At 46.6% G+C, this 15,862-nt stretch carries 17 protein-coding genes; 6 read left to right on the top strand and 11 right to left on the bottom strand.

The window, feature by feature from the left end; translation table 11 throughout:
* Nucleotides 1-263 precede the first annotated feature (263 nt).
* Nucleotides 264-1,169: a diguanylate cyclase gene (locus AB7S66_RS07120; protein WP_428518758.1), complete on the top strand. Its 906-nt coding sequence runs from the start codon at nt 264-266 to the stop codon at nt 1,167-1,169.
* Nucleotides 1,170-1,224: 55 nt separating this feature from the next.
* Here the strand turns inward: AB7S66_RS07120 and AB7S66_RS07115 are convergent, their stop codons facing one another.
* Together AB7S66_RS07115 and recD2 are read right to left on the bottom strand one after the other, a co-directional pair.
* Nucleotides 1,225-1,467: a hypothetical protein gene (locus AB7S66_RS07115; protein WP_428518757.1), complete on the bottom strand. Its 243-nt coding sequence runs from the start codon at nt 1,465-1,467 to the stop codon at nt 1,225-1,227.
* 157 nt (nt 1,468-1,624) lie between these two features.
* Nucleotides 1,625-3,784 (bottom strand): SF1B family DNA helicase RecD2, encoded by a 2,160-nt coding sequence (gene recD2, locus AB7S66_RS07110; protein WP_428518756.1) that lies wholly within the window; start codon nt 3,782-3,784, stop codon nt 1,625-1,627.
* A 413-nt stretch (nt 3,785-4,197) separates the two neighbouring features.
* On the opposite strand from recD2, the gene AB7S66_RS07105 reads away from it, so the two are divergent.
* The 3 genes from AB7S66_RS07105 (at nt 4,198) to AB7S66_RS07095 (ending at nt 7,284) form a co-directional block, all read left to right on the top strand.
* Nucleotides 4,198-5,175, top strand: a complete 978-nt coding sequence (locus AB7S66_RS07105) for a macro domain-containing protein (RefSeq protein WP_428518755.1) — start codon at nt 4,198-4,200, stop codon at nt 5,173-5,175.
* A 75-nt stretch (nt 5,176-5,250) separates the two neighbouring features.
* A complete protein-coding gene (locus AB7S66_RS07100; RefSeq protein ID WP_428518754.1) occupies nt 5,251-5,901 on the top strand; it encodes a vWA domain-containing protein in 651 nt (216 codons plus the stop codon).
* 174 nt (nt 5,902-6,075) lie between these two features.
* A complete protein-coding gene (locus AB7S66_RS07095) occupies nt 6,076-7,284 on the top strand; it encodes an ATP-binding protein (protein WP_428518753.1) in 1,209 nt (402 codons plus the stop codon).
* 169 nt (nt 7,285-7,453) lie between these two features.
* Here AB7S66_RS07095 and AB7S66_RS07090 read toward each other — a convergent pair whose 3' ends face one another.
* On the bottom strand, nt 7,454-8,032 hold the full coding sequence (locus AB7S66_RS07090; protein ID WP_428518752.1) for a hypothetical protein: 579 nt from the start codon (nt 8,030-8,032) through the stop codon (nt 7,454-7,456).
* A 213-nt stretch (nt 8,033-8,245) separates the two neighbouring features.
* Here AB7S66_RS07090 and AB7S66_RS07085 point away from each other — a divergent pair, with 213 nt between their 5' ends.
* Entirely contained in the window at nt 8,246-8,464 is a 219-nt protein-coding gene (locus tag AB7S66_RS07085; RefSeq protein ID WP_428518751.1) for a hypothetical protein, read from the top strand.
* A 184-nt stretch (nt 8,465-8,648) separates the two neighbouring features.
* Here the strand turns inward: AB7S66_RS07085 and AB7S66_RS07080 are convergent, their stop codons facing one another.
* The 8 genes from AB7S66_RS07080 to AB7S66_RS07045 form a co-directional block, all read right to left on the bottom strand.
* A complete protein-coding gene (locus AB7S66_RS07080) occupies nt 8,649-9,203 on the bottom strand; it encodes a phosphatase PAP2 family protein (protein ID WP_428518750.1) in 555 nt (184 codons plus the stop codon).
* Nucleotides 9,204-9,225: 22 nt separating this feature from the next.
* Nucleotides 9,226-10,236 carry a glycosyltransferase gene (locus AB7S66_RS07075; RefSeq protein ID WP_428518749.1) on the bottom strand — a complete coding sequence of 337 codons (1,011 nt, stop codon included), beginning with the start codon at nt 10,234-10,236 and terminating at the stop codon, nt 9,226-9,228.
* The gene (locus AB7S66_RS07070) at nt 10,233-11,018 is read right to left on the bottom strand and encodes a DUF6675 family protein (RefSeq protein WP_428518748.1); all 786 of its coding nucleotides are present in this window, start codon (nt 11,016-11,018) and stop codon (nt 10,233-10,235) included. The genes AB7S66_RS07075 and AB7S66_RS07070 overlap by 4 nt, the downstream gene beginning before the upstream one ends.
* A 4-nt stretch (nt 11,019-11,022) precedes the next feature.
* Complete coding sequence (locus AB7S66_RS07065) at nt 11,023-11,604, bottom strand: TVP38/TMEM64 family protein (protein ID WP_428518747.1); 582 nt, start codon at nt 11,602-11,604, stop codon at nt 11,023-11,025.
* Nucleotides 11,601-12,770, bottom strand: a complete 1,170-nt coding sequence (locus AB7S66_RS07060) for a glycosyltransferase family 4 protein (protein WP_428518746.1) — start codon at nt 12,768-12,770, stop codon at nt 11,601-11,603. Before AB7S66_RS07060 ends, AB7S66_RS07065 begins: the two co-directional genes overlap by 4 nt.
* Nucleotides 12,771-12,844: 74 nt before the next feature.
* Nucleotides 12,845-13,537, bottom strand: coding sequence for a response regulator transcription factor (locus AB7S66_RS07055; RefSeq protein ID WP_428518745.1), 693 nt, complete (start codon nt 13,535-13,537; stop codon nt 12,845-12,847).
* Complete coding sequence (locus tag AB7S66_RS07050) at nt 13,515-14,972, bottom strand: ATP-binding protein (RefSeq protein WP_428518744.1); 1,458 nt, start codon at nt 14,970-14,972, stop codon at nt 13,515-13,517. The genes AB7S66_RS07055 and AB7S66_RS07050 overlap by 23 nt, the downstream gene beginning before the upstream one ends.
* 175 nt (nt 14,973-15,147) lie before the next feature.
* Entirely contained in the window at nt 15,148-15,420 is a 273-nt protein-coding gene (locus tag AB7S66_RS07045; protein WP_428518743.1) for a hypothetical protein, read from the bottom strand.
* Between the two features lie 165 nt (nt 15,421-15,585).
* Between AB7S66_RS07045 and AB7S66_RS07040 the strand changes: the two genes are divergently transcribed.
* Nucleotides 15,586-15,862: hypothetical protein (locus AB7S66_RS07040; RefSeq protein WP_428518742.1), on the top strand; the 277-nt coding region annotated here is incomplete at its 3' end.

Genomic DNA, 15,862 nt, shown 5'->3' with positions numbered 1-15,862 from the left:
GGGCTTCCTCTTCATTTCTCCTTCAGGGATCCTCTCCCTTGGTCTTCCTTTCATTAAACCACATATCTCAAACAGACAGGCAAAAATCATTTGAGGAATGATTGGAAGAAATCATATTCGAGACAGTGTGGACCAAGCCAATCAAACAGATCAACCTTGCGGAGAAATGTTGGCAGTTCTATACTGATTGTTATGGTTTAAGTTGACATCAGTGACTGTATATACCAGCTAACGACTGAAAATCAATGTGGAGCTCATGTATAATGGAAAAGACTTTGATCTACCAAGAAATCTTGAAGTATGTGAAGGAAGGGGTGTACTTCGTGGATATCGACCGGAAGATCACCTTCTGGAACAACCATGCGGAACAAATTACCGGATTTACGGCCGCTGAAGTTCTCGATAAGTATTGTTACGATAACATCCTCAATCATGTCGATGATAAAGGTACCCATCTGTGCCGACAAGGTTGTCCCTTGCACAAGACCTTGGGAGATGGTAAGCCTCGTGAGGCGACAGTGTATCTTCACCACAAACAAGGACACCGGGTCCCTGTGCTGATCAGAACATATCCACTGTATGATCGGGATCAGCTCATCGGCGCCATTGAATTGTTTTCCGATGAAAAACCACCGACGCTACTGATGAGAGAAATAGAAGACCTTAAGGTCCTTGCCATGACCGATCAGTTGACCGGACTCGCGAACAGGCGACATACCGAATCCATTCTTTCAAGCAAGTTGACTGAATTGGAGGAATTCAATACACCCTTTGGCGTAGCCTTGGTTGATATCGACCATTTTAAGGCAGTGAACGATACCTATGGGCATGATGTGGGTGATCTGGCTATCCAAATGACCGTAAAGAGCCTAGTGAATGCGGTACGTTCGAGCGATCTGGTTGGTCGTTGGGGAGGAGAAGAATTCCTTGTGGTTTTCTCGACGGTGGGCTTCAAGCAATTGCAGCAGATCGTCGAAAGAATACGGATGCTGGTTGAGTCTTCCGCTGTGCAACGCGAAGGCTCGGGGATACAGGTAACTGTCTCCATCGGGGCTGTGTTCATCGAAAAGGCCGCGTCAAAGGAGCATATCATCCAGATGGCGGATCAGCTGATGTATCAAAGCAAGATTGAAGGGCGGAATCGCATCACTTTGGCTACCCTCGATTGAATTCAGATAACTTCCTGCATAGAGAGTTTGTGGTGTGGGGACTTCCTTGGTCTCTTCACCCTTTATTGCCATGGTGATTCAGTATCTCTAGTGTTATTGCCCGATCTCCATGAAAATGGGTGGTCAGAACTTCATAGGATAACGGCCTCCCTTGACAAATCAAATCCATGATCACTTCGTCGATACGGTTCGCCGCCTTATTGTCAAAATCCCCGATAGCGATTCTCTGTGTGATGTACTCGGCGAACGACCGGTCGGTAATGATCCGGTGAAGCAATGCTTTTTCAATAGTATCCATAGCGCCACAACAAAAACAAAAGAGCGATATCGGGTGATTCCTGTCTCGATATGATGAAAGATGTTCCTGATCAGATAGTAGCGAAACCCCTGCCGACAGTTTGCTTGTAACACGAAACACAGAATATGGATATCTCATAAAACATAAACCAAAGTTGCTATTTCTCGGTATTGTTTTTCAGTCTGACGTGCAACCGGGTGTTCCGCTCGTTCGGTTTTTGGTTTCTAATTGCGTAGCCGATAGCCTTTCTCTCGCCGACCAGTACGAGAACTCTTTTCGCTCGGGTTGCCGCAGTGTACAGCAGGTTGCGCTGGAGCATCACGAAGTGGGTCATCATGAACGGCAGGACCACAATGGGATATTCAGAACCCTGTGACTTATGGATGGTGGTGGCGTAGGCCAACACGACTTCATCAAGATCCGATTTTTCATAGACTATGTCACGACCATCGAATGTGATCGTGAGTTGCTGATCCTCGATATTGACATCCGTGATAGTACCGATATCGCCGTTGAAGACATCCTTGTCGTAGTCGTTCTTGATTTGCATCACCTTGTCGTGGAGCCGATACTCCATGCCAGCTCTACTGAGGCTTGGTTTGCCCATCGGCTCGCTGGTAGGATTTAACCGTTCCTGCAGCATCCTGTTCAGATTTACTGCTCCAACCAAGCCTCGTTGCATGGGAGTGAGCACCTGGATGTCCCGAATCGGATCGGCTTGGTAGTATTCCGGGAGACGTGTTTCCACCAAGTCGATAATCTGCTTTACTGCACTCTCAGGTGTAGTGCTTTCGATGAAGAAGAAATCAGATGTTTTACCGTTGGTAATATCGATACCCTTACCTTGGTTGATACGATGGGCGTTCATGATGATGCGACTGCCTTGTGCTTGGCGGAAGATGCGCCTGAGTCTCACCACCGACACAACTTCCGATGCAATGATGTCGTTCAGGACATTACCCGCACCTACCGAGGGCAGCTGGTCGGTATCACCGACCATGATTACCGTCATGTCGTCAGGTACCGCCTTGAGCAGGTTGTGCATAAGGATGATGTCGATCATCGAACACTCGTCGAGTATGAGTACATCACCTTCGAGTGGATTATCTGCATTCCGTTGATACCCTTGCGGCGGCTTGAACTCAAGCAGACGGTGGATGGTCTTGGCTTCCATTCCGGTCGCCTCGCTCATTCTCTTGGCAGCCCTCCCGGTGGGGGCAGCGCACAATACCCGAAGTCCGGAAGCCTGGAAAGCTTGGATGATGCCGAGCGTGGTCGTCGTCTTTCCGGTCCCTGGTCCACCGGTGAGGACCATGAACTTACTCATCACCGCTGTTCTGATGGCTTCGAGCTGGACTTCATCATACGTGATACCGTTGGGTTTCGGCCTATTCATACGCTCGATCACGCTAGTACTTTCGATATGATTTTTCCCATTCGTTTCAATCAGTGTGCGTATCTTCTTGGCAACACCAATCTCTGAGAAGTAAAAGGACGGTAGGTAGATGGCCTCATCCTCGATGATCACATCCTCGGCATGTGCCATCTGGTTTAACACCTGTTGCAGTTTTTCGTCTTGAGATTCAAGCAAATCAATGGCAGCCTTGAACAGTTGCTCCGACACAGCAAAGCAATGACCGTCCTCCGATAGCTTGTTGAGTGTATACAGCAGGCCGGAACGCAATCTGACGGCGGCATCTTTTGCCACTCCCAGTTTTTGAGCGATGGTATCGGCGGTCTTGAACCCGATGCCCCAGATATCGTCGACGAGCTTGTAGGGGTTTTCCTTGACGATAGCAATACTATCTGATCCATACGTCTTGAATATCTTTGTCGCATGGCTAGTGGTCACCCCATAGCTTTGCAGAAAGAGCATGATGTTCTTGATCTCCTTCTGCTCCTGCCAACTTTTTCTCACGCGTTCGACGCGGACCTTGCCGATGCCGCGTATTTCAAGCAACCTATCGACATCCGATTCGATGACCTCGAGTGTATCTGTGCCGAATGTATTGACGATCTTCTTGGCAAAGATAGGGCCGATACCTTTGATCAAACCGGAGCCCAGATACTTCTCGATACCATAGACTGTGGCGGGAAGTGTTTCTTCGGAGGATTCAACGGTGAACTGCGGACCGTATTTGCCGTCATTCTTCCAGTATCCTTGCAGGCTGAGCACCGATCCCACTACCACAGAAGGCATGGGTCCAACGACGGTCACCAGTTCATGATGTCCCTTTGCCTTGCACTTGAGGACCGTGTAGCCATTTTCTTCATTCTGGAAGGTGATGCGCTCGACGACGCAACGAAGCATATCCATGTAGAGTGACCCCTCCTTTCCAGATGGCATCCAGTTACCAAGATACCATACTCTTAGGGGTGCATGCTATGCCTTTAGCTTTCATAAGACGCCTTGAAATCCTCCTTGATCTTCTTCAGTCCCCGATGGCCGAGGCTATCCAGACAACCGCTCTGCCCTTCCTAGAGAACTTGCATTGGAAGCGCTCAAGATCAATGCAGGAACCCAGTTTGATGCTGATCTGGTGGATATCTTCATTGAGCACAAGCTGTATTTGTTATGAATTTCTGGTACAGAGAACGTATTATCAATGAAATGGCTGAGTATATGCTTGGCATCTCTCTCTGCATAGACGATGCTCCTCACCTTGACGAAAACAACACATTTCGTACTTCTTGAAATCCGTGGTACTCTGAATAGCAAGGAGTAGCACCATGCCATTCTTTCTCGTACGAAATGATATAACCAAGATGAAAACCGATGCCATCGTCAATGCTGCCAATACTGCGTTGCTGATGGGTGGTGGAGTATGTGGAGCAATCTTCAAGGCAGCAGGCATTCACGAGATGACGGAAGCGTGTTCCCCGCTCTCCCCGATCAAGACCGGGGAGGCTGTCATCACCCCAGGGTTTGCCCTTCCTGCCCGATTTGTCATTCACACTGCAGGCCCGGTTTATCATGACGGGAAAAGCGGAGAGAGGGAGCTGCTTCAGCAGTGCTACCATAACAGTCTCCTCCTCGCAGTAGGACACCACTGTTCATCAATTGCCTTTCCCCTCATCAGCAGCGGTATCTTCGGCTACCCGAAACAAGAGGCAATAGAGGTTGCAAGGTCTACCATTGAAGACTTTCTTGCAGAACATGAGATCACTGTTTTCCTGGTACTGTTCGACAAGGAGTCTCTCCTTGCGGGGACAAAGCTTCATACCTCTATTGAACACTATATCGACGAGCATTACCTCAGGAAACACAATGAAGTCCGTGAGCTGCTTACCATCGAAGCGATGGAATTGGAAGAGAGCCGATCTTCCCTCCATGAACCAAATCTTGAGCACGCTCTCTCCAATCTCGATGAACCCTTCTCCGACTCCCTGAGAACCCTGATACAGAGTAAAGGAAAAACAGAGGTTGAGGTCTACAAGAAGGCAAACCTCGACCGAAAACTCTTCTCCAAGATTCGAAAGGGGGGTGGCTACGTACCCAGCAAACGTACGGTAATAGCCTTGGCAATAGCATTGGAACTTACGCTTGATGAGGCTGACAAACTTCTGGAAAAAGCGGGCTATGCACTTTCTCACAGTAGTATTTTCGATGTCATCATCGAGTATTTTATCGTGCATAAGCACTACAAGATCCTTGAGATCAACGAAGTACTCTTCTCCTACGACCAACCACTGCTTGGCTCCCAGTAATTGTCGCTTTCCGGGCGACCATCCTTTCCCTTTTTCAGGCTATCAATACGTATAGATCAGTATTGGAGGATGTATATGAAAAAGGGATTGACTGAATTTGTTTGTATTCTTGACCGCAGTGGTTCAATGCATGGACTGGAACGTGACACGATTGGAGGTTTCAATGCCATGCTAGCCGAACAGCAGGCTCTCAAGAGCCCGTGCAATATCACGACCGTGCTGTTTGACAACAACTATGAACTGCTCCATGACCGCATTCCTGTCGCGGCAGTGAGCGCAATAACAGCGAAGGAGTACTTTGTTGGCGGCTCTACCGCATTGTATGACGCCATTGGGAGAACAATTTCCAAGATTGTACAGGTTCAGAGGACAACAGCTCCGGCATACCAGGCAGAGCGTGTGATCTTCCTTATCATTACCGATGGAATGGAGAACGCAAGCAGGGAGTATACCAGGGAAAAGATTCGAGAGATGATCAAGAGAGAGCGGGAGAGCTTTGGGTGGGAGTTCATCTACCTCGGGGCAAACATCGATGCTGAGACAGCGGCCGAAGACGTAGGCATTCCCCCAGACCGCGCACAGGATTTCATTGCCGATACTGAAGGCATACAATTGAACTTCGAGGTAATGAGTGAGACAGTCTCCCACTATCGTTGTGAATCGGCAGTTCCTAGAGATTGGAACAAGAAGATCAAGAAGGATTTCAAGGAGAGGAAAGGTAGGTAAGGAGGATGGTGTCTCCCAAGGATTTACAATCTTTGGGAGATACGTGTGGTAACACTAATACAACTATAATACTTTTTATTTATATTTAGTAAAAACTTTGTATTTTATGATAGTTTTTATCTATATTCGATAAAAACTATGGATTCTTAGATAATTGTAGAGTATAATAGGTATATGAAAGATACTATTGTACCCCGGCCAACGTACTTGTCTACCTTGGAATCTTATATCAACGTACCTGTAGTAAAGATTCTAGCAGGTATCAGACGATCTGGAAAATCTACTATATTTTCAATGTTCAGCAAATTATTGATACAAAAAAACGTTCCTCATGATTCCATTGTGTATCGACGGTATACACAGATGGAAATTGATGAAGGTTTCACCGCAGTACATATGTATAAAGATTTGATACAGCAAATACGTACAGATACCACATGTTATCTTTTGCTTGATGAAGTTCAAGAGATTGAAGGTTGGGAGAAGGCAGTCAACGATATATTTGAGAAATATCCAGTAGATATTTATATAACTGGATCAAATTCCAGGTTGATGTCTTCGGAAATTTCTTCCTATCTCTCTGGGAGGTATATTGAAATCCCTGTATATACCTTGTCTTTCCGAGAGTATCTCCGTTTCAAATCGATGAGCACACTCACCCCGAGAGAATTGCTGGTTGCATACATCAAGGGCGGCGGTTTTCCTGTTACCGCACTATCAGATTTCTCCCAAGAAACAATCTATCAGATTGTGGAAGGGATCTACAATTCGGTTGTAACGAATGATATTGCTCGTCGTCATCAGATTAAAAACCAAGACCTTTTCAATCGTACAGTCCTCTACGTGCTTGAAAATGTAGGAAAAACATTTTCTGCTCACGCAATTATTAGGTTCCTTAAGAATGAAGGACGGAAACTGAGTGTGGAGAGCATCTATGATTATCTGGACTGGTTGGAAAAGGCTTTCATTATTTATCGGTGCAAACGATATGACTTACAGGGAAAAATGGTTTTGAAAACCCAAGAAAAATTTTACCTTGCAGACTCTTCTCTCAAGTACTGTCTGATGGGATATAACGCTACATCCCTTGCTTCCATGATGGAGAATATCGTCTATCTAGAGCTCAGACGGCGAGGTTTTACTGTTTACATTGGAAAGAATGGTACCAAGGAAATTGATTTTATCGCTGAAAAGCAAGAAGAGAGGCTCTATATCCAAGTCTGCAGAAATCTTTCGGAGACATCAAACAGAGAGATTGGCAACCTTATGGAAATAAAGGATCACTACCCCAAGTGGGTTGTAACGTTTGATGACTTAGCGGAAGGGAATGAAAACGGGATTCAGATTATGCATCTGGAGGACTTTCTCATTCGAGAGTGGTAGGTTCTCTCCATCTGATTCCTCCTGGCTGTGTGTCTTCCCTAGAGAACTTTTCCTTATAACTATGTATATTTGTTCGCTATGGCGTACTTTTTATAAAAAATTGATAATTTGTCTTATATGGCGAATTTTTCTATTTATGGTCACTAGCAAGAAAAACCAAACACTACTCTCATAGCTCAGCACCTTCTGTAATCCAATCAGGGCAATGTTTCTCAATGAAGGTATTGAGCTTCTGCAAGCCATCGGCATCATTTGGATGCCGATTCTTCCACTTATCAATGAACTCCTGCTTAAGCTCGTCGGGATAGTCCTCCATATAATTCTCAAAGAAATCGGAAGTTGAATCCTCCATTAACTGATAGATCCCTAAAAGCACCCCATGCAGGTATTCCTGTTCTGCAGCATATTCTCCTGCTTGGTAAAACACATCGATTTCATGTTTGAATGGGAACAATGCTTCCATAATCATTTCATCAGCAACATCAAACTCATCGCGATAGCCCCCTCCCCGTTGCTTACCCGATGCATTCCAACACTCTTCAATGTCGATACCATCAAGTGCCAGGAATACTGAAGAGGCAACCTGCTCCACCGACACGTCACAGAAAATCAATGAAGAGAGTCTCTCAATTTCTCTGGCAATAGTTGCATCCTTCTCTGCCAGTTCGTTCAGGACTTGGCGCGCCTGTGACCCACTGAGGAGATGCCTACGGGGTATGTTGTTTTTCTTATTGTTGATAGTAGCCATGAGGAACCGTTCTCCTTTATCCGGTGTATTCAGCAAGAGCGTGAGCTAGAACCACCGTCTTGTCAATATTTACGTCCAAGTAACCTGTTCCTCCATACCAAATGATTTTGTGTATCGTTGACTCGACTGCTGTATACTATGCAGTGACAATCATTTGGAGAGGAAGAGAATGGAGAGAGAAAGGTAGCTGACCCCTACAAGCTGCTGCCAAGGATGTTCCAGGATGTCTCTGAGAAGGATCTTGAAATTCTGAGCAGTGATGATGAACTCAGGGAAGGGGGTGCCGCTCTCACCGCATATGCAAGGATGCAGTTCGAGGAGATGTCAGACTATGAACGCAGCGAAATACAGAAGGCCCTTCTGAAGTACTGCGAATTGGATACGATGGCGATGGTCATGATCTGGGAAGGACTGAAAGACCTCTGCCGCTAGGATCTACTGACAGATCTGTTTTGCAATATGAGTGATATTCTCATTGCTTACGCCATGACCATGGTACTTTGCTCCCCTCCTGGACCGGAGGAGAAGGTAAGAAATGACGTAAACCTTGGAAACGGCACCTCAGCGTGCAATGGTAATGATAATGGAGAAATCAACACCATGCTGCCAGCAATCCTTATCGGCTTGCCTGATGCATCAGATCCTTTGCATACGTGGCGGCTTGCATATTGAAAAGAGCGGAAACAAAAAACCCCAGACAGAATCCGACCAACATGCCGGCAAGTATATCAGTGGGATAATGCACATACAGATACAGCCGTGAAAATGCTATCAGAACAGAGACAACCAAGGCCGGCAAGCCCAACCGGCTCTTCATTCCCAGCAAGGTATATGAGGCCGTAAACGATGCAGCAGCATGTCCGGAAGGAAACGAAAAATCCAAAGGCCTCTGCACTAGAAGGGGCACATTCGGATTCACCTCACACGGCCGTAAGCGTGCAACAAATTGCTTCATCCAAATATTGCTGACAAGAACATCAAGCAACAGTGCAATCATAAGGGCGAAGCCCATCCGCCGCGTCTTTGGAAGGATTACCAAGATTATCGCCAAAAGAATCCAAATCATGCCATAGTCTCCAATGGTTGTAAAAAAAACCATCAACCAATCAAGGAAAGGGGTATGAATGGACTGTAGTGAATCCAGAATTCTCAGCTCATAATTTGTCAGCATATTCTGGCTCCTCCCGGACAAATCACTGTATTACACCGAATTGACGGTAGAGCTCAATCATTCGGTCCGCAATGGCGGGAATGCTTCGTTCCTGCGCCACCTGTCGACCCGCTTCAGTCAGGTCAGGAAGCACCCCTTGTGCAAACTGTGTAATGATGGATTGAAAATCTTCCAGCGTATCCACCTTGTATACATTTTTCTTATCGACCAACCAATCCTCATAGACCGGAATATCACGAACAACAACAGGTACGGAACTACTCAAAGCCTCGAGAACCACAATTCCCTCAGTCTCCTCATGGCTGGGAAACACGAAAAGATCTGCACCGCAATATGCCTGTGAAAGGGAATCCTGGTCTATATAGCCGGGGAATCGGACATTGTCGCTTTTCTCTTGCATTGCTTGTTTCACCTGTCTGGTTATCAATGAAGGTGAGGTATGACCGAACCAAAGAAAGGTAACCTTTGGCATACGCTTAGCCAATGCCAGAAAGTCCAGGATACCTTTGCGCTCAATGAAATGCCCTACACTGATTACCACCAGCTCATCATTGGCAAGACCGAACCGTTTACGGAAAACTTTCCGTTTCTCCCCGCTCGGGAAAAACCGGGTGGTATCAACACCGTTGGAAAGAACGATGATGGGTCGGGTGACACCATAGGATTCCAAGAGCCTTTTTGCATAGGGGGTAGGGGTCACCACAACATCCCCCTGCTGATAGAGAAATCGAATCCAACGGCGAAATGCCGGCGCAAAAACATTGGAAAACACAAAAGACTGCTTGAAATCCTCCATGGTGGAATGGGCATACCGTACGACAAGCATACCTTTCCTCCTAGCTTTTCGTACCGCCCAAAGTGTATCAGGAAAAACGGTATTCACATGGATGACGGATGCATCATTTTCCCATACACGGGTGGTGGCTACACCTTTGGAAGCGAGCATTGCCTGTTGATGCAACAACGCCTGCCCCACCCCACTTTGTTTAACCAAATTCCATGAACCTGAATACAACAGTACTTTCATACTCATACCTGTGTCCTGAACCAATCTTGATAGGCAATAATTCGGTTCATCGACTCATCGGCCAAATTGAAACTCCAGAACAGGAACGACACCTTCGGCTCAGTGGTTGCAAGGGTGGTGCTGGCATACAGGAGTATCCCTTCCTGGGTTTTGGTTGCAGAGAGGTAAAGAGACATATCCTTTGGTTTCACGAATGAGATTCCGAGAAATTTCATTGTAGTCAGATTGGTTATATCAACAAAAACTTCATCTTGTGAAACCTGATAGGTATGCTGATAAATATTCTTTCCAAAAATCGAATCTTCTTGGCATACATAGGTGATATCGATAGACGGCAGTGCCTGGGCTACAGGATCTTCTACCTTTGATTTCTTGTCTTCAGGATTTTTGATGGTATAGGACTCGGAAAAGAGCACCTTCTTCTTTTCATCCCCATACGTAAGACCTTGAAGAGTGGAAACCCGATGCAAAAGATTATACAACTCCAGTTTCCGCTGCTCTTCACTCTGATTCGCCCAATTCTTCGGGTAAGGGACCAAAGCAAGAGATGCAACCGATATCCCCTTTGCACGTGCTTCCGCTTCTTTTGTCTTTTCCTGGGCAATCGAACCTGAAGGGGCCAGTTCTGCCACCGAATTATCCCAAATGACCGACCGTGTGAGGTTTTGCCCATTCAAAAGGTTCATCCATTCAGTCTGGGATAGAGAAAAAAGATCCTGAGGCGTTGCCCACAAAAGAGAAGATGCAATAAGGAAACCCAAAGAAACAACTAAATATTTACGATTCATAGTCCTAGTTCCATGGAATGAGATGCGTGAACAGGGTCGTTAGTCCGAGACTGTACAAGGCGATGGAGAAAGGTTTCCCCAGTACGATAATGGTTGTGAAGGAGCGCCACGAAATGGAGGTTGACCCTGCAAGGAAACAAAGATAGTCGTCCGGGGCAACTGGAAAGAAAATCAAGACAGCGAGCCATCGGGAAAACCGTCCTTTCTTCTCAATCCACCGGTCGTATTTCTCGATCATGGAGGTGGAGAAGAGCCGGTAGAGCAACGGCCTTCCGTAGTACCGGGATATCGCAAAAGCCACCAAGGAACCAACCACAATGCCGACATAATTGAAAACAAATCCTTTCCACACGCCGAAAGCTAATACACCGACCAAGCACCCAAGACCCCCGGGAAGAATCGGAAGCACCACTTGGACAGCCTGAAACACCAGGAAGAAAAAGGCCGACCATGATCCGAACCCTACCACATAGGTATGGAATGTATCAAGAGAGGCAAATACACCTATTTTCCACAAATAGACACCATATACCAAGCTTGTTGCAAGACCGGTGAGCGAGATGAAGTTGATGATTTTCCTTGTCATGCCGATATCCTGTTCACAGTGGCATGGGCGGATATCAATGATTCATACAGTGCAACCACCGATTGGGCGAAGGCAATACTGCTATATCGGGCGCTGGAGACAATTGCTGCGGCCGAAAGACGATTTTGCAATGATGTATCAGCGAGCAACATCTCAAGATAGTGTCTGAACTCAGCTTGTGTATGATACTGCCACCCGTTGCTCCAATCCTGCACTAAATCATCCAAGCAATCATCAGCACGACAGAGTAGCGGAAGACCCGCTGCCAAGGCTTCCACATACGTCAACCCTTGGGTTTCACTGGTGGAAGCACTGCAAAAAACAGTACCCAAACGATAGAAGCATGGGACATCCTCTTGCCGCTGCATCCCTGCAAAGATGACGTGCTGTCCAAGACCAAGCGACTGTACCAGCTCTTCCAGCAGAGGACGCTGAGGCCCGTCCCCGACGAGAAGCAGTGTACTCTTACCATTGGCAACCTTTGAGAAGTTGGTAATCAACTCATCAATGTTCTTCTCTTTTGCCAACCGGCCAACATAGACAACTACCTGATTACCCTCAGGTATCCCTAATTTCTCCCGCAAGTGGTTTTTCTCATGATTCCCTGCAGGAGTGAATCGGGAAAGATTGATACCAGAGGGAATCACTTCGATGGGTTTTTTCACGCCGTAAGAACGAAGCAACCGCATAATCTTGGGAGTCGGGGCGATTACAGCATCCGTCTTAGCAAGAATTCGCTTAGTGAATAGCTGGGCAAGAAACTTTCCCATCTTCTCATTGGGGGAAAAATAGGTGGTATAATCCTCATACAGGGTATGGTATGTATGCACCAAGGGAGCATCCACCGCATGGGCAATACGCTTTGCAAGAGGGAACGTACTGAATTCGTTTTGTGAGTGTACCACATCGGGTTTCCAGCTGATCAAGTCTTTCAATGGTTTCCTGGCAAGGGTATCCCTCACCCGGGTTCCCGGATAAATTGTATTGGAATTCAAGGAGCTGAGATACCAGACTCCATCGTTATAATACGTAGTATGTGATTCCGAAAGGGTGAGAATCCGCACATCATGTCCCAGTTGGATCAGACCTTGCCGGAGGTTCACCAAGGAAGTAACAACTCCATTGGTGGTTGGCTTGTACACATCTGATGTAAATAAAATTTTCATGGGGTTTACTCCTTTGTATATGAGTATTCTGACGAGAAAACATTAAGTAATGATTGGGAATTGTTAACAAAAGTCTAAACTAATTCTGAAAAACGGTACCCTACCCCCCAGACGGTCTGGATATACCGGAAATTGGGGGGATCCTTCTCAATCTTTTCCCGCAATCGATTGATATGCACAGCTACCGTGGTGTTGTCACCCAATGCATCCATACCCCAAATCTCCTCGTACAATGATTCACGGCTGAATACCGTACCGGGATGCAGCATAAAGAAGAGCAACAGTTCATATTCCTTGTTTTTTAATTCAATTTCCTGGTCATCAAGAAACACCCGATGGGTATCTGTATCGATAACGATGCCGCCCATACTGATGCGTGCAGTGCGCTTGGTGGTATTTTTCAGCCGCTCATAGCGGGTGATGTGCGCTTTGATTTTCGCAATCAGGACACTGGGGGTGAATGGTTTCTCGATGTAGTCATCGGCGCCAAGACCCAGCGCTTTGATTTTATCAATATCTTCCTGCCGTGCCGAAACCATGAGAATGGGGATATCCAAGGTTTCTCGCAACTTACGACAGATAGTGAACCCGTCCATGCCGGGAAGCATGACATCCAGAAGGATGAGATCGAACATCCCACTCATCCCCTGTGCCAAGCCGGCCGGACCTTCAGAGGCAATGAAAACTGAAAACCCATCAAACTTCAGGTATTCTTCAATGATGGTTGCAATGGCTATGTCATCTTCAACAATCAGTATTCGGTACATCTACATTTTCCTTCGGAAGGTGAATGAACAGGGACAACCCATGCGGATAGGCAAGTTCTGCTCGTATTGTCCCCCCCATCCGTTCTATAATCTTCGCAGCAATGGCCAATCCAAGCCCGTTTCCCTTCTGTGGATTTTGCCGCGAAACACTTTCGCGATAGAACAGGTCAAACAGTTTGGCAAGAGACTCATATGCAACTCCCGGACCATCATCGGTCATACTCAATTGGTAGCCATCGCTCGTTTCGGCGAGCACAACATGCATCACCCCGTGCTGTTTTACTTTATACTTAACGCTGTTGTCCAAGATATTGACCAGAACGCGATCCAGCGCAGCCCGATCGACTATGACATGAGCGTTACAAAGTTCATACGTAATGCTAAGCCCTTGTGCCGCATATTCCGGCTGTGCTTCCGCAAAAAACTGAAGCAATTCCTGCTTCAAATCCATCAATCGAAGATGCAACGGGTATTCACCCAACTCCATTTTTGAGAAAAGCAACATCTGTGATATGAGATGCTGAATCTCCTCAGCTTTTTTCTGGATGGTGAGCAAATAGCGGTGACGAACATCCTCGGTAGGGGCGATACCATCCAGCAAGCCTGATACATAGGCTTGAATCGAAGTCAACGGAGAACGCAAGTCATGAGAGAGTTCCGCCACCAATGCCTTGTGGCTTTCTTCATGCAACCTAGTTTGTTCAACAGAGTACTTGAGCTTCACTGCCATATCATTGAAATCGGCACAAATGGCTGCGAATTCGTCATCACCTTCGTAGATGATTCGATAGGAAAGATTTCCGTCGCGGATCTGGTGGACACCATCGGTTAGGATATTCAAAGGCTGGCTGATTTTTTGGAAAACAAATTTTGTCAAAAACAGGTTGGTAACATAAACCGACAGTATAATTATCGAAACCAACAGTAAAATTGACAAAGCAAACACCACTTTCAAAATAGTATAGGAATACCGATGGGGAGTGTTGAACAGATACAACTGGTACGTCTTTCCCATCGTAAAAAGGGTATCAGCGAAGAGGCTGCGATCGGTAGTGGAAAGAAACCCTCCCCCACCCATTACATCCACAGCAGCAATCAAAAGTGCATCCTTATCACTGGTAGACCCGTATTGGTACAGCTCTTTACCATCCTCCTTGATGATTACGGACATGGATGCATCATCGAGCAAACGGCTGATGGAAGACAGACGTTCCTGCTGTTCTTCTGCAGAAGTTCGCAAGATTTCCTTCACTGCCAGGGCAATAGTTCCTTGCGCCTGTTGAAAATCCTGGCTATCGCTGAACCCCAGCCCAGTCGTCCGACCCAAGACAGCCCAAAGAATGAGCAAGCAGATGAAAGCCGTAATGATGGTAATGGTTACCGGAACTATGATCATCAAGATGTTCGATAGGGACAAACGTTTTTGGATAGTCACAACAAGACAATATCGTATTATTCAGAATTTTGTAACTACTTAGGTATTCAAAAAAGAACCAAGCCTTTTGCTGTTCATGGTGGGTAAGGGTTGATGGAACTGCACATAAGGGTCGACTTTGCAGAAGGACGGCAGGCCTGGGCAGGTGAAGGTGGCAACCAGGGGCCCACAAGGCCTATGCGTTTGAACAGTTGACCAGCAAATTCGCAAACTCCCCGGTCATGGGGATGCTAAGGTCGCAGCATGCCCCACAAGGAACACCGTTGAGGACCAATGCCACCGAGGAAGGGTTACCTACTTGATTCAGCGAATAGCCTTCAATAAGGATATATCCAAGTAAGCCACTGCCAGCATTCGATGGCTCAGAGAGAAAGGCATTGTTGCCCGCATGGCCATCGGTATGTTTATTGCAACTTTCTGCATTGAACATGGGTTTAAGCGTCTTCAATGCAACAGAGGATATGGATGGTTTGGAGCTTTTTGGGCATCACGATGAATGTATGCTAATTCGCTAGGTTTTCTCCGAAACGACATCTTTGGTGTTCGTCTTAGTTAAGTCTTCGCACATGAAAACAAAGGAAATGATCAAGAGAAAGCTATCAATTATGAGAAAGTGAAAACATCGAAGGTAGTAGTTCTCCGTGAAGTATTGGTACGCATCGGTGGATGCGCTTGCCTACCGTCCTATGCAGATGGGTATCGGGTAGAAACGCAACACCCTTCAAACCAGGGGATATCGTGGTCGGTGATCTCCCGGAAGGCGGGTGCACAGGCTTTGCAGAATATGTTGCTACAGGGGGGAAGGTGTTGGCTTGAAGCCAACCACGATACCCGAGGAGCTCGCTGCTGCAGTGCCCGCAATACAGCACTCGCCCGTAGCCTGGGAGCAA

Source organism: Sphaerochaeta sp. (assembly GCF_050178175.1).
Lineage (GTDB): Bacteria > Spirochaetota > Spirochaetia > Sphaerochaetales > Sphaerochaetaceae > Sphaerochaeta.
Note: the sequence above shows the minus strand (reverse complement) of the source record. Positions and strands in the feature narration are given on the sequence as shown.

Bases quoted from the DNA above. Each gene is read 5' to 3' on its own strand.
- AB7S66_RS07085 (WP_428518751.1), top strand. From the start codon at position 8,246: ATGTTCCAGGATGTCTCTGAGAAGGATCTTGAAATTCTGAGCAGTGAT.
- AB7S66_RS07080 (WP_428518750.1), bottom strand. From the start codon at position 9,203: ATGCTGACAAATTATGAGCTGAGAATTCTGGATTCACTACAGTCCATT.
- recD2 (WP_428518756.1), bottom strand. From the start codon at position 3,784: ATGGATATGCTTCGTTGCGTCGTCGAGCGCATCACCTTCCAGAATGAA.
- AB7S66_RS07100 (WP_428518754.1), top strand. From the start codon at position 5,251: ATGAAAAAGGGATTGACTGAATTTGTTTGTATTCTTGACCGCAGTGGT.
- AB7S66_RS07055 (WP_428518745.1), bottom strand. From the start codon at position 13,537: ATGTACCGAATACTGATTGTTGAAGATGACATAGCCATTGCAACCATC.
- AB7S66_RS07060 (WP_428518746.1), bottom strand. From the start codon at position 12,770: ATGAAAATTTTATTTACATCAGATGTGTACAAGCCAACCACCAATGGA.
- AB7S66_RS07070 (WP_428518748.1), bottom strand. From the start codon at position 11,018: ATGAATCGTAAATATTTAGTTGTTTCTTTGGGTTTCCTTATTGCATCT.
- AB7S66_RS07090 (WP_428518752.1), bottom strand. From the start codon at position 8,032: ATGGCTACTATCAACAATAAGAAAAACAACATACCCCGTAGGCATCTC.
- AB7S66_RS07095 (WP_428518753.1), top strand. From the start codon at position 6,076: ATGAAAGATACTATTGTACCCCGGCCAACGTACTTGTCTACCTTGGAA.
- AB7S66_RS07120 (WP_428518758.1), top strand. From the start codon at position 264: ATGGAAAAGACTTTGATCTACCAAGAAATCTTGAAGTATGTGAAGGAA.
- AB7S66_RS07065 (WP_428518747.1), bottom strand. From the start codon at position 11,604: ATGACAAGGAAAATCATCAACTTCATCTCGCTCACCGGTCTTGCAACA.
- AB7S66_RS07105 (WP_428518755.1), top strand. From the start codon at position 4,198: ATGCCATTCTTTCTCGTACGAAATGATATAACCAAGATGAAAACCGAT.
- AB7S66_RS07115 (WP_428518757.1), bottom strand. From the start codon at position 1,467: ATGGATACTATTGAAAAAGCATTGCTTCACCGGATCATTACCGACCGG.
- AB7S66_RS07075 (WP_428518749.1), bottom strand. From the start codon at position 10,236: ATGAGTATGAAAGTACTGTTGTATTCAGGTTCATGGAATTTGGTTAAA.